Here is a 13117-nt window from a genome sequence, read left to right as displayed (position 1 = left end):
TGTGGCATTGCTTTTCAAAACCTCGTCGAGCCCCTTTTTTATTAGTTTTCCATAAAGCTTTTTGTGCAAAATGAGAGCTAGGACACAACCTAAACCACTTGCTATCGCAGCAGAAAGAATAGAATAGCCAAAAATACAAAGTGTTAAAACCGGAACACTAAAGCCAGCTAGCAAAGATCCTATGAAAAAGAGAGCACTCTGGCCTGAAAGATTAAGCTTTGCAAATGCAGCATACCTTGCTTGCTCTAAAAGGGTCTCTTGTTCACTCTCATCTAGCGATGCTATTTCAGGAAAGTAATTAATAAATGATTTTGAATTCATGTTTCATCCTTGTCACATATCGCTTTGCTCTAACGAATCCCCTTATAAATTAAAGCAGATTCAATAATATAGACACACATGGCGCGATTTGATCTAATTCATTTCGCCAAAAACATACCAGAACAACACACCATGCGTGATATATCTATCTTACATGATTTACTTAAAAATCAATGCCCCAATTTACATCAAAAACGGCTTTCCTCTCTGATGGTTGCTGTGCAAGCCCTGCTGGATGGCCAGCAACTTTCGCTTACAGAACTGGGCCGGAATGTCTCCGGGCCAGTCGCGGCTAAACACAATATTAAACGTATTGACCGTTTGCTGGGCAATCATGCTTTATACAACGAGAGACTGGATGTTTACCGCTGGCATGCACGACTCCTGTGTGGGGCAAACCCAATGCCGATAATTCTTATTGATTGGTCTGACGTTAGAGAACAAATGCGACATCAAACCCTACGAGCCTCGGTGAGTTTTGAAGTGCGCTCTGTCATCCTCTATGAGCGGGTATTTCCGTTTTCCCAGTACAACTCACCGGTCAGCCACAATCCCTTTCTACGAGAATTGGCTGCTATTCTGCCAGAGCGCTGGTGCCCGCTTATCGTCACCGATGCGGGATATCGCAACACCTGGTTCCGGGAAGTGGAAAAGCTTGGCTGGTTCTGGCTTGGGCGTGTCCGCGGTGAAGTCGGCTTTCGTGAACATGGTCAATCTAAATGGTGCAGTAACAAGTCATTTTACCCTTCAGCTAACGCCAAAGCGCGTTACCTGGGCTTTGGTGAATTAGGGCGTAAACGACCTATTGATGCCTATCTACATTTGTATAAAGCTAAATCCAAAGGGCGTAAAGACCAACGTTCCTCAAAGCAGCTCGTCAACCTCTATGCCAAGCGAATGCAAATAGAAGAAAGTTTCCGCGATATTAAAAGCCCTCAGTACGGCTTAGGGTTGCGTCACAGCAGAATACGCTGTCCTAAACGTTTCGACATGCTGTTGCTCATTGCTATGCTTGCCGAATGGCTATTACGATTGATTGGCATCATTGCTCAAAAGCATCATTGGCAGCGGGCCTTCCAGGCCAATACTATCCGACATCGTCCCGTTCTCTCACTAATTAGATTGGGACGGGAAGTCCGAAAACGACGGCGGGATTACCCCGTTTCAATCACTGAAATTCGCTGGGCAATAACCCAGTATATTCAACGCGTTCACGTTACCGGGGTGCCTGAATTATGAGGGGATCCCCCAGCGCTTTGCTAAGGGGCAATTGACTGTTGGCTAAACTTGCGCGAAGCGCCAAGCCAACTGTTAATTGACCCAGTGAGTTTACGAACGAACTTGAGCAACTTGTTATAAGCCACTTGCTGTGTCCTCTAAATACGATGCTATTAACATTGCTGATTCGATGTAGTTTGCTACCGCCGCATCAGTAAATTCTGCATCGTGAACGTGAACAGCCTCATTACGTAACATGCGAAGTTGTTCAAAAATTAAAGTTTGCTTGCCATTTAGCACCCCACCTTTTTGAGGAGCGAAAGCAATCTTGCAGGGCCTGGATAACGCACAGATGACCCTAGCCTTTTTTTCTGAATTACATCGGCAGCGGCTGCTTCAACTTGTATCCAAGGCTCCAAAATTGCAGCGCGAGGAGCTAACTCGGCAACAGCATCTAAGCGTGTTTTGATGTCTTCAGTAGTTTTGCCAGCGATCACATTTGATTTGCTAGGTGGCAATGAATTTTTAGCATCTTTAGCAACGGCTTCTATAGCTGCGCCAAACTCTAGTTCGACGTCTTTATATTTAAACTTTTTAATCGACTTCTCGATGCTAGGAAGTTCTTTTTTGATAATGCAAAAAAGAATAATTACTGTAGCTGGCCACGCTAAAGTAGAAATTAAATTACTTGTAAATGTGAGTCCGTCAACTGAACCTCCGTGGCATCTAACACCCGCATAAGCGGCACGAAAACGTAGCGGCGTTTAGGTTAAAATTGCGAAGCACAAAACTAAACGCCGCGTAGTTTTTGTGTCCGAGCGAGCCTGCGAGCGGCTTGATGCGCTTGTTATGTGCGATTGAAAAACATCCTATCATTGCTTTTCACTGTTATCTGGAACAGGGCCAAGTATGATATCCCATATGTTTTTACGCCAAAACGAGTCTGGGCCAATTGTAGTAAATGCGACAGCCCTTACTAGAGAAAACAACGAATAGCCAACAAAAAAGAGAGATAAAACATATATAACGAAAATATGTATATCCGAACCGCGACGGCTAGAGACAAGTTCTATTCCGCTACCTACATCTTTTAAAATTAGTAACGACACGATAGTAGTAATCACTAGGTAAACTAGACTTCGCTTTATTTCCTTATTCAAATTGGCCTAAACCTTTTCATTGAAGCACATAACAATTTAGTGTAAGGAAAAAATCTTTTATGCAAGGTGGCAAATATCCGTATATCACTTTTGGTTTGTTTGAAGTTAACACCTTAAAACAACCAGTTATACAAAAACTAGCCCGTTTCATGCATGAAAGCCGGAAAATATCCTTCTTATTTTCTTCTATCGCAAAAATGTGGGGAACTGTTTATAAAAACAGTGTATTTTGCTTGCTATAGATAAGCATCAGGGTGAATCTTGTTCACCTTCCATTCACCGTCCTCTTTAATCAAGTCTAAACTTCTCAAATCTTCAATTTTGTCGTTGTTGTAAGTTCCACTCAAAAAAACGGTGATAGTCGATTCTTCTGCGAATTCATTGCGACCAACTCGACCCGTTTTTTGAGGCGTTATGGTGACGGTGTCGTATTTTAGGTTTAAAAGGTGGCGCTGAACGTTACTATTGGTGTGGTAACTCGTTAAAATACGCGACAGTTTTTCGCTAGAAAGGCGAATTGCTGTATCAAGGTTGTCGTCTTCGTATACACTTTTGAGAAACTCTATCGTTGTGTACTCAGGAGTGCCTTCATCTAGCATGCCGAAACGTCCGATGCCTTTTTCCTGTTTATCGCAGGCGGATAAAACCAAAACTGCAAAAAGCCCAATTAGGGCGTACCACATACGCGTTTTCATCTGGGTTACCTTAATGTAAAGAGGTCCGTTTCTTATTGATAATTTTGCATATTAACAAAGGCAATGTGCTAACTGCTTCGTCAATCTAGGTTTTGATTATTAACAATATTGTGCATAAAAGCAAAGGAATAGCGCGTAAACACGCTTAAGCATGGTGTTAAAACTCGTTGTAATATAGAAGTGAGTAAGCATAAAAAAACGAGGCGCGAGGCCTCGTTTTAAAGTTGTAAAAACATATAAATGGTTATTGAACTTCTTCTTGTTCGTCAAAAGCACCGGCAAACAATGGGCTACTCAGGTAACGCTCTGTACCGCTTGCTAGAAGTACCACAACCACTTTATCTTTGTTCTCTGGGCGTTCTGCAAAACGCTTGGCAGCGACTACCGCAGCACCAGAAGAAATACCCGCAAGAATACCTTCGTCGGTCATTAATTTGCGCGCCATGTCCATACATTCTTCGTTAGTAACTTGCTCAACTTCGTCAATTAGGTCTAAGTCTAGGTTACCTGGAATAAAACCTGCGCCAATCCCCTGAATTTTGTGTGGGCCAGGGGTGAGTTCTTCACCCGCGAGCGCTTGGGTGATTACTGGTGAGTCTGTTGGCTCAACGGCAATCGAGGTAATTGCTTTGCCTTTTGTGTTCTTAAGGTAACGGCTAACACCTGTAATTGTACCTCCCGTACCTACACCGGCAACGAATGCATCCACTTTGCCGTCGGTATCTTCCCAAATTTCAGGGCCAGTGGTTTTTTCGTGGATAGCTGGGTTAGCTGGGTTGTCGAACTGTTGAAGCAATACGTATTTGCCTGGATCTGATGCCACAATTTCTTGCGCTGCGGCTACGGCACCTTTCATGCCTTTTGGTGCTTCAGTAAGAACAAGGTTTGCGCCCAGTGCTTTCAGTAGCTTGCGACGTTCTAAACTCATACTGCTAGGCATGGTTAGCGTTAGCTTGTAACCGCGAGACGCTGCAACAAACGCTAAAGCGATACCTGTGTTACCACTGGTCGGCTCTACAATTTCTTTACCTTCGGTAAGGACACCGCGCTTTTCAGCATCCCAAATCATGTTTGCGCCAATGCGGCACTTAACACTGAAGCTTGGGTTACGCGATTCAATTTTTGCGTATACATTACCTGATGTTACGCGATTTAGCTTAACTAGTGGCGTGCGGCCAATAGATAGGGAATTGTCGTCAAATACGTTCATTATAAATCCTTACCTCGTTCCTTATTTTTCAGGAAACCCCGTCTGTCGTGATCTGTACGACCTTTTTAATAGTTAATAATTCAACGCGTGTGATAGTTAACAATTCACAGCCTGAATTAGGGGATTTCGTCATACCCCTATATCATTGGTCTCAATCAGTAAAATGCAAAGTGCTTTTTAGCTATATGTTATATCACTGGGCAATCATGAGAAGGCCTTGATATTATGTTTAAATTTGCAAAGACGAAAAATTATACGGAGTACAATAATAATGGCTTTTAGTGGCACGTCTAATTACATCGCAACCAAAGACTTACAGCTGGCGGTTAATGCCGCCATTACGCTAGAACGTCCGCTTTTAATTAAAGGCGAGCCTGGCACAGGTAAAACCATGCTGGCCGAAGAGTTGGCCGAGAGTTTAGGCACTGAACTAATTCAGTGGCACATTAAATCAACCACGAAAGCGCAGCAGGGTTTGTACGAATACGATGCAGTCTCGCGCCTTCGCGACTCTCAACTTGGCGACGACCGCGTTCACGATATCAGCAATTACATTGTAAAAGGTAAATTGTGGGAAGCCTTTAGTGCAGAAAAGCGTCCAGTACTGCTGATTGATGAAATTGATAAAGCGGACATTGAGTTTCCTAACGATTTGTTGCTAGAGCTCGATAAGATGGAATTTTTCGTGTACGAAACACAAGAACGAGTCGTCGCGAAGCAGCGTCCTATTGTTATCATTACATCGAACAACGAAAAAGAGCTGCCAGACGCTTTCCTGCGCCGCTGCTTCTTCCATTATATTCAGTTCCCGAACCCAGATGAAATGCAAGAAATCGTAAATGTGCATTTCCCTGATTTAAAGCAAAAGTTGCTTGATGAAGCGTTAAAAGCGTTCTTTGAAATTCGCGATGTGCCTGGGCTTAAGAAAAAGCCTTCTACCTCTGAACTGATAGATTGGTTGAAGCTACTTGTCGCTGAAGATATTCCACCTGAAGCACTACACTCGAAAGACGGAAAAGCTGCTATTCCACCACTTTACGGGGCACTTCTTAAAAACGAGCAAGATATTCACTTGTTTGAAAAACTGGTCTTTATGGCGCGCCGCTAATGCTTATTCAGTTCTTTTTCACGCTACGAAAGTATCAGGTTAAAACCACGCTTCGCGAGTTACTGGACTTGCTTAGTGCGCTTGAAAAGCACGTAGTGTATGCCGATATTGAAGCGTTTTACAGTTTAGCGCGCACCATTATGGTCAAAGACGAAACTCAGTACGATAAGTTCGACCGAGCGTTTGCTGAGTATTTCGAAGGGGTAGAATCTATAGACTTGTTTGGTAAAGATATTCCTGAAGAGTGGCTACGCAAAGAAATTGAGAAAAACCTAAGCCCTGAAGAACGTGAAGCACTGCGTAAAGCAGGCGGCCTTGAAGAATTGATGGAAACTTTGAAGAAGCGCTTAGAAGAGCAAGAAAAGCGTCACCAAGGTGGAAATAAATGGGTGGGCACCGGCGGAACATCGCCGTTTGGCGCTTATGGCGACAATCCAGAAGGTGTGCGAATAGGGCAAAAGGGAAACAGAAAGTTCTCCGCTGCAAAAGTGTGGGATAAGCGTGAGTTTAAGAACCTAAGTTCTGATGTAGAACTGGGTACGCGTAACATAAAAGTGGCCCTTAGAAAGCTACGCAAGTTTGCTCGCACCGGCGCAAGTGAGCAGCTAGATGTGCCAACCACAATAGGTGAGACTGCTAAAAAAGGCGGTTTACTCGATATCCACATGGCACCAGAGCGTCACAATGCGGTAAAAGTGTTGATGTTTTTTGATGTGGGCGGCTCTATGGACCCACACGTAAAAAGTACTCAAGAGCTTTTCTCTGCGGTGCAAAGCGAGTTTAAGTACTTAGAGTACTTTTATTTCCACAACTGCGTGTATGAGGAGGTGTGGAAAGATAACCTTCGTCGCAATAAAGAGCGCATTCCTATTTGGGATATCATTCATCGCTACGGAAAAGACTATAAGGTTATTTTTGTCGGTGACGCTACCATGGGGCCGTATGAAATAACGTATCCAGGGGGTAGTGTAGAGCATTGGAACGAAGAACCGGGCAGAGTGTGGATACAGCGCTTGTTGAACCACTTTAACAATGCTGTGTGGCTTAATCCGCAAGCTGAGAATTACTGGCCGTATTATTCGTCTATCAAAATTATTCGTGAAATTATGGAAGACAGAATGTATGGGCTAACGCTTGAAGGGTTAACCGCTGCTATCAAAGGGCTTAGTAGAAGCCGCTAAGCCTTTTTAGGTGTAATGTTTTATTTCTTTGATGTAACGGATGGTGAATTGAAGTCGGAAAATTATGCCGTAGCACTTGTGATGTTGGCGGGCGGAAAGAGCGCCCGCTACAAGGGTAATAAGCTTTTATCGGAACACCCAACTTCTGGGCTCCCTCTTATTCAACACAGTGTAGGTGAAGTAGTGAGTGTGCGCAATAACGTAGCATTAACCAGCGAATTACCCATTACTGTTGTTACGGGTAAATGGCATGATTCCGTAAACACGCAGCTAAAACACTCTTCTTGTAAGGTTTCTGAACTGCCAATTAGTGTCGTTCGCAACGCGAATTGGGATGAAGGCCTTGCATCAAGTATTCGCGCGGGTCTCACGCATCTTTTTAGCCTTTCATCACTGTCGACAACAGTATCCCCGACAGCAAATAGTTTGTTTACAAACCCTACTCACGTGCTATTCACGTTAGCCGATTTGCCAAGTCTTAATGCCCAAGATTTCGTTCGCCTTATCAAAACTTCTAATGCGAATCCTAACCACATAGTGTGCAGTGAATGGTATAAGGAAGGTGAAACCAAAAGCCGGCTAACCGTGCCTGCTATATTTCCTGAAGCAATGTTCAGTGAACTATTGGCATTAGAGGGGGATACCGGAGCTAAACTTATTATTAAAAAATATAAGAAATTAGGAAGGGTAACAACTGTGTCTATACCTAATGCACAATTTGATATAGATACGCCACAAGACTGGACTACGCTCGAAAGACGGGGTTAACGGCCCCGTCTTTCCATCGAGTCAAAACGTTTAATGTGATTACACAGCCGCTATGCGCCGTGCACCACTGGGCCTTTGAATGTAAAGAAGGCGAGCACCTAGCATCACCGCTGCTGCACTCAAGCCTACAATGAAGCCAATCCAGAACCCTGCTGCGGCCATTGGTTCTGCCGTTAGCCAGTGTGTTCTACCCAAAATAATGCCTGTAGGTAGGCCTATTAACCAGTAGGACACAAAGGTAATAATGAACATTGCTGTGGTGTCTTTATAGCCGCGTAATGCATTGGCTGAAATCACCTGAACCGCATCAGATAACTGGAATAGCGCCGCATAAATTAATAAAGCATTAGCCAAGGTATATACGGCTTCGTCGCTGGTGTATAGGCCAATGATGAATCCCTTAGCTAACAGAGTGAAGCTAGCCGTGCACGCAGCGGTGAAAAAACCGATTAGAATAGCGGTTCGAGCTGCAATTTTTGCCTGTCGCGGGTTATTTTGCCCTATGCGATAGCCAATGCGAATTGCTGCTGCCATACCAATGCTCATAGGAAACATGAACATAAGTGCCGAGAAATTCAGTGCGACTTGGTGGGCCGCTACCGTTGTGGCACCAAAAGGAGCTAATAACAATGCAACCAGTGAAAACAGCGTCACTTCAAACAGGATAGTCATAGCAATGGGTAAGCCCATTTTGAAGGTACGATTTATGGTGACCATGTTAGGTTTATACAACTGTCCGAACAAATTGTATTTTTGAAGGGCAGGGGCAAAACGAACATAGATAACCGTTGCTATAAGCATAGTGTAAATAACAATGGCTGTTGCAATACCACAACCCGCACCTCCCATAGCAGGTAATGGGCCTACACCATAGATAAACAGGTAGTTTCCTATAATGTTTGCCATCAGCCCGATAACCGTAATGATCATAGTGGGTTTGGTTTTGCCTAAGCCTTCACAGTAGTTTCTAAGCCATTGGTAAAGTGCAAATCCAGGCATAGCGAACAGCACATAAAGTACGTAGTCTACAGTAATGCTGAACAGCTCGGGCGCCATAGGGAACAGCGCCACTATGCTTTCAGTAAATGGAATTAAGCCCGCTACCGCTAATCCCACAAAGAAAACCAGATAACCAGCTTGCTGGCTTGCGTCGGCAATACCACTTAAATTCTTGTTACCCTGCAGCCTTGAAATGATGGGAGGAAGTGCCAGCGCTATACCTTGTATAAAGCAAAGCATTGGTACAGTGATACTAAATCCCAGTGCTACTGCTGCCATGTCGGTTGCACTGTAACGCCCAGCCATAATGGTATCGCTAACGCCCATTAGCATTTGAGTAATCTGCGCAACTAACAATGGCCAAGCTAGTTTTAAAATGTCTCTACCTTCTAAGAGAAAGCGTTTCTTATTCACGGCAATGTGTCTCTATATGGGTCGCCAAGGGCGACGAGAATAATGACTAACTGTTTCGCGCAATGCTGCAATCACGCCTTCAATTAGGTAAAGCAGCTAAAACTACATTGAAAAAAATGTTGTAGTGCAAAGCGTTTAAACAACAGTCGTTTTAAAAATGAAGCGGCATTACAGGAACCGTATCGCCGACGTTTAATTCACTTATATCTTCATGCACTACCATAAGGCAGTTGGCAGAAGTGATTGAAGTCATAACGCCAGAGCTTTGTGATTGAAAGGGGGTCACTTCCCATTCACCTCGATTATTTCTTATCATGGTCGCACGCTGGAAGTCACGGCGGCCTGCACGTCGTTTAAGTGGTGTGGTAATGCTAGCATTAACAAAGAAGGTCTCGTGTGGTTGTATTTGTCCTTGCATTTTTTTGATAACAGGCACAACCAATAACTTTGCAGTAACAAATGAAGACACTGGGTTGCCCGGCAAACCGCAAAACAACGTGTTGTTTATTTTTCCTAGAGCAAAGGGTTTACCCGGTTTAACCGCAACTTTCCAAAAGTCGATAGTGCCTAGTGCAGCGATGATATCTTTTACATAATCGGCATCGCCCACAGATACACCACCGCTACTTACCATTACATCTACGCGCTCGCTAGCCTCAGTGAAGAGTTTACGCAAAGAAGCTTCATCGTCTTCTACAATGCCGAAGTCAACAAGCTCTACATTTTCATTGCCTAAGATACTGCTTACACCAACGCGATTCGATTCAAAAATTTGTGTTGATTTGCGAGGTTCGCCAGGTACAGCAAGCTCAGATCCAGTCGCCACTACTCCAACGCGAAGTTTTCTGAATACTGCCACCTTACTGTTTCCTTGAGAGGAAAGCAGCATAAGGTGCTCGGCGTGAAGGCGGGTGCCTTTACTAATTAACCTATCGCCACTGGCAATATCATTGGCTTTTTTGCGAATATTTTCTGTAGCTGAAGGCAGTTTGTTTATAATTACAGCCCCGTCACAGCTTTCAGTGTTTTCTTTCATCACGACTGCATCAGCGGTATCCGGAATAGGCGCGCCAGTCATTATTTTAAATGCTTTGCCTTTTCCAAGCTGCTCATCAGCACTCATGCCAGCGGTAATTACACCCTGTATTTCGAGTTTATTGCTGTGTTTAAGGTCTTCTGTATTAACGGCATACCCGTCCATCGCCGAATTATCCCATGGCGGAACATCAACACGTGCAATAACGTCTTCAGCCAAAATGCGGTTGTTGGCGTCAAAAATGCTCACTTGCTCAATCTCGTTTACCGCTTGTGCAGCGCTTAATGCTTTAGTGAGGGCCTCTTCGAGTGAAAGCCATTTTGATGACATACCAACAATTCCTTAAAATATTTCAACACGCGGATATTACATAAAAACCTGTGTTATACCAAAGGTTAAAGCGTGAAATAAAAGAAAGTCGGTACTTAACGTACCTAAAATGCACTGAAGTTACTGTAGTAAAAAGGCATTAAAGGTAACTACGTATTCAGGGTCAATATTTCACTGAAGCTATCGAACACCCAGTCAGGCTGATAGGTCGAAATGCATTCACCGTAATTGTACCCATAGGTAAGCCCTATACTTTTAATATTTGCGGCTTTAGCGGCAAGAATGTCGTTTTTAGAGTCGCCTACCATCACACACTGCGCTGGCTTAATATTAAGCTTTTCGCAGGCGTACAAAAGAGGCAGGGCTGAAGGTTTTTTCTCCGATAAGCTATCACCACCGATGGTTAGAGAAAACAGTGACGACAATGAAAATAAAGACAAAATAGGCGCAATAAACTCTGAAGGTTTATTAGTGATCAATGCAAGTGTATAACCACGATGTTTTAGCGCATGTAGCGTGTCGAAAACACTATCGTACAGCACAGTACTTTTAGTTTCTAACGTTCGGTAATAGTGCAGAAACTTTTCTAATGCTGCATCAATTTCGTTCGAAGTGCAGTGGTGCATGGCTTTTGTGTTGCCGCTCAACCCACGTTCTACTAATACGCGTGCACCATTTCCTACCCAGTGCCTAATAACGCTGTCATCATATGTGGATAGTTGATAATCGCTTAGCATCTGATTTAGGGCGGTTGCCAAATCTGGCACAGAGTCGACAAGTGTCCCGTCTAAGTCGAAAAGGAAGGTATTAATATCTTGCATTACAAACTTGTTTAACTCACTCATGTAAGAAGTATTACACCGCGGTATCCCTACCACGGTATGATTTTTAGCAATCGAGATTTTTATTTCTACTATCTACTCAAAATCTTGGTTGCTGATCCAAAGTACCTGATAAGGTTTCATTTGCAAGAAACCATTAGAAAGGGCTATTTCATCTCGGGTAATGAGATCGATCCAGTTATCTGTACCAATTAGGTTAATATCAGACAATAAAATAGTTTGTTCTTCATCTGAAATATTACTAACACAGAAAACGCTTTGCTTTCTATCTAAGCTTTGGCGCCAGTACCCGAATAATTGATTTCCTAGCTGTAAGGTAAATTGCGTCGCATTTGGGTGAAATGCAGGCTGTGCTTTACGTATGCGTATAAGCTGCGAGATTCGAGTTAGTACTTTATGGTGCTGAGAGAAAGGCGAATCTAAGAGGGCCTCTAATTCATTAAAGTCCCAGCGTTTCCTATTTATAGAGCGATTTTGCCCGGTATTAGCCACTTTTTCATAATCGTTCGATGTGCCAAGTAGACTATGTATGTAGATTCCTGGTATACCTTCCATACCCAACATAATAGCGTGGGCACAGATAAAACGGTCCACTTGGTACTTATCTGGTCCCTTTGTAGTACCTTGTAGCGCATCAAAAAGGGTAATGTTTATTTCGTAAGGTTTTTGTTGCCCGTGCTCTGAGGCACGCCACGATACCTTACCGCCGAAATGTTGCATTGTGTGTACAAGTTCTGAAATTTCTTCGTCCGTTAGCAAGCCTTCTGCCGGTCGCAATCCAATACCGTCGTGCGAAGCAATAAAGTTAAAATAGGCTGTGCCGTTTTGCGCTGGTGGCATACTCATCATCCAGCTTTTCAAATACTTGCAATCACCCGTTACAAGCGTATTTACCAATAACGGGGGTAGCGAAAAGTTATAAATAGCATGGGCTTCGTTGGCATTCCCAAAATACGTTAAGTTCTCCCTGTTGGGAATATTAGTTTCAGTAATGATAATAATTGAAGGGTCGACATGTTCAACCAGTGTTCTTATCAAGCGTATAACTTCATGGGTCTGGAACAAGTTAATGCAGTTCGTGCCCACAATTTTCCAAAGAAAAGCAACGGCGTCTAAACGGAAAATTTTAGCGCCCTTATCAATATATAATTTAATAATATCGATAAATGCTAACAACACCTTGGGGTTTCTAAAGTCAAAGTCGACTTGGTCATGACTAAACGTGCACCACACATGCTTCGTCCCGTTCACGGTTTCTGTCTCACGCAATAACGGCGACACTCTGGGGCGCGTTACCATCGAAAGGTCATCAGTTGGGTCTGCTGTGAAGAAAAAGTCAGATCCTGGACCTTCACCTTTAACAAAGTTATCGAACCACACGCTTCTTGCAGAACAGTGATTTATCACTAAGTCGGTCATAAGCCCGTAGTCGGCGGCTATGGCTTGTATATCATTCCATGAGCCCAAAGCTTCGTTCACGGTTGAATAGTCAATAACCGAGAATCCATCATCTGAACTGTATGGAAAGAAGGGCAAAATATGTACGTTGTTAATGGTGTTTTTACAGTAGCGGTGCAAAAATCTATTTAATGTCACCAGTGGGCGCTCACCCTCGTCAATGACACTATCACCGTAGGTAATCATGATGATGTCATCTTCATCCCAATAATTGTGGTGTGACTTAGGTGAAGCAATGTCGGTTTGCTGCTGAATGCCTATTGTATTCATTAGTTCAGTCGCTAGCGTCTCGTAAGAGACGTCTAGCGCTACATCAGCATAAATGCTTTCTAAATGGTGTTTTACTTTGTCATGGAGATGGTCCCATGCCATATTAC

The 13117-nt window shown here is 43.5% G+C and carries 14 protein-coding genes; 4 read left to right on the top strand and 10 right to left on the bottom strand.

Annotated features, from left to right (window positions below; genetic code table 11):
- A partial coding sequence (locus V7R42_RS13655; protein ID WP_334020818.1) for a hypothetical protein occupies positions 1-321 on the bottom strand: 321 nt, incomplete at its 3' end.
- A 132-nt stretch (positions 322-453) separates the two neighbouring features.
- On the opposite strand from V7R42_RS13655, the gene V7R42_RS13650 reads away from it, so the two are divergent.
- Positions 454-1560, top strand: coding sequence for an IS4 family transposase (locus V7R42_RS13650; protein WP_334020824.1), 1107 nt, complete (start codon positions 454-456; stop codon positions 1558-1560).
- Between the two features lie 114 nt (positions 1561-1674).
- On the opposite strand, the gene V7R42_RS13645 is transcribed toward V7R42_RS13650, so the two are convergent.
- The 5 genes from V7R42_RS13645 to cysK form a co-directional block, all read right to left on the bottom strand.
- Positions 1675-1797, bottom strand: coding sequence for a hypothetical protein (locus V7R42_RS13645; RefSeq protein WP_334020817.1), 123 nt, complete (start codon positions 1795-1797; stop codon positions 1675-1677).
- Positions 1798-1832: 35 nt separating this feature from the next.
- On the bottom strand, positions 1833-2036 hold the full coding sequence (locus V7R42_RS13640; protein ID WP_334020816.1) for a hypothetical protein: 204 nt from the start codon (positions 2034-2036) through the stop codon (positions 1833-1835).
- Between the two features lie 375 nt (positions 2037-2411).
- Entirely contained in the window at positions 2412-2699 is a 288-nt protein-coding gene (locus tag V7R42_RS13635) for a hypothetical protein (protein ID WP_334020815.1), read from the bottom strand.
- A 236-nt stretch (positions 2700-2935) separates the two neighbouring features.
- Entirely contained in the window at positions 2936-3394 is a 459-nt protein-coding gene (locus tag V7R42_RS13630; protein WP_334020814.1) for a hypothetical protein, read from the bottom strand.
- A gap of 244 nt (positions 3395-3638) precedes the next feature.
- Complete coding sequence (gene cysK / locus V7R42_RS13625; RefSeq protein WP_334020813.1) at positions 3639-4604, bottom strand: cysteine synthase A; 966 nt, start codon at positions 4602-4604, stop codon at positions 3639-3641.
- 271 nt (positions 4605-4875) lie between these two features.
- Between cysK and V7R42_RS13620 the strand changes: the two genes are divergently transcribed.
- The 3 genes from V7R42_RS13620 to V7R42_RS13610 are packed head-to-tail and all read left to right on the top strand — an operon-like array spanning position 4876 to position 7661.
- Entirely contained in the window at positions 4876-5712 is an 837-nt protein-coding gene (locus V7R42_RS13620; protein WP_334020812.1) for an AAA family ATPase, read from the top strand.
- Entirely contained in the window at positions 5712-6893 is a 1182-nt protein-coding gene (locus V7R42_RS13615; RefSeq protein WP_334020811.1) for a vWA domain-containing protein, read from the top strand. Before V7R42_RS13620 ends, V7R42_RS13615 begins: the two co-directional genes overlap by 1 nt.
- Before the next feature lie 15 nt (positions 6894-6908).
- Entirely contained in the window at positions 6909-7661 is a 753-nt protein-coding gene (locus V7R42_RS13610; protein WP_334020810.1) for a nucleotidyltransferase family protein, read from the top strand.
- 39 nt (positions 7662-7700) lie between these two features.
- Here the strand turns inward: V7R42_RS13610 and V7R42_RS13605 are convergent, their stop codons facing one another.
- The 4 genes from V7R42_RS13605 to V7R42_RS13590 all read right to left on the bottom strand — a co-directional run bounded on the left by V7R42_RS13605 (position 7701) and on the right by V7R42_RS13590 (position 13112).
- Positions 7701-9074, bottom strand: coding sequence for an MATE family efflux transporter (locus V7R42_RS13605; protein ID WP_334020809.1), 1374 nt, complete (start codon positions 9072-9074; stop codon positions 7701-7703).
- Between the two features lie 151 nt (positions 9075-9225).
- The gene (gene moeA, locus V7R42_RS13600) at positions 9226-10440 is read right to left on the bottom strand and encodes a molybdopterin molybdotransferase MoeA (RefSeq protein WP_334020808.1); all 1215 of its coding nucleotides are present in this window, start codon (positions 10438-10440) and stop codon (positions 9226-9228) included.
- A 149-nt stretch (positions 10441-10589) separates the two neighbouring features.
- Positions 10590-11285 (bottom strand): phosphoglycolate phosphatase, encoded by a 696-nt coding sequence (locus V7R42_RS13595; protein ID WP_334020807.1) that lies wholly within the window; start codon positions 11283-11285, stop codon positions 10590-10592.
- Between the two features lie 72 nt (positions 11286-11357).
- Complete coding sequence (locus V7R42_RS13590) at positions 11358-13112, bottom strand: sugar phosphorylase (protein ID WP_334020806.1); 1755 nt, start codon at positions 13110-13112, stop codon at positions 11358-11360.
- Between the last annotated feature and the right edge of the window lie 5 nt (positions 13113-13117).

The sequence above is a fragment of the Alteromonas sp. S015 genome (assembly GCF_036864485.1).
GTDB lineage: Bacteria > Pseudomonadota > Gammaproteobacteria > Enterobacterales > Alteromonadaceae > Alteromonas.
The sequence above is the reverse complement of the archived record's forward strand: the minus strand, read 5'-3'. Positions and strand labels throughout refer to the sequence as shown.

What these genes read in the sequence shown, in the direction of transcription:
- V7R42_RS13650 (WP_334020824.1), top strand. Translation starts at nt 454, where the DNA reads ATGCGTGATATATCTATCTTACATGATTTACTTAAAAATCAATGCCCC.
- V7R42_RS13645 (WP_334020817.1), bottom strand. Translation starts at nt 1,797, where the DNA reads ATGTTACGTAATGAGGCTGTTCACGTTCACGATGCAGAATTTACTGAT.
- V7R42_RS13630 (WP_334020814.1), bottom strand. Translation starts at nt 3,394, where the DNA reads ATGAAAACGCGTATGTGGTACGCCCTAATTGGGCTTTTTGCAGTTTTG.
- cysK (WP_334020813.1), bottom strand. Translation starts at nt 4,604, where the DNA reads ATGAACGTATTTGACGACAATTCCCTATCTATTGGCCGCACGCCACTA.
- V7R42_RS13620 (WP_334020812.1), top strand. Translation starts at nt 4,876, where the DNA reads ATGGCTTTTAGTGGCACGTCTAATTACATCGCAACCAAAGACTTACAG.
- V7R42_RS13615 (WP_334020811.1), top strand. Translation starts at nt 5,712, where the DNA reads ATGCTTATTCAGTTCTTTTTCACGCTACGAAAGTATCAGGTTAAAACC.
- V7R42_RS13610 (WP_334020810.1), top strand. Translation starts at nt 6,909, where the DNA reads ATGTTTTATTTCTTTGATGTAACGGATGGTGAATTGAAGTCGGAAAAT.
- moeA (WP_334020808.1), bottom strand. Translation starts at nt 10,440, where the DNA reads ATGTCATCAAAATGGCTTTCACTCGAAGAGGCCCTCACTAAAGCATTA.
- V7R42_RS13595 (WP_334020807.1), bottom strand. Translation starts at nt 11,285, where the DNA reads ATGAGTGAGTTAAACAAGTTTGTAATGCAAGATATTAATACCTTCCTT.
- V7R42_RS13590 (WP_334020806.1), bottom strand. Translation starts at nt 13,112, where the DNA reads ATGGCATGGGACCATCTCCATGACAAAGTAAAACACCATTTAGAAAGC.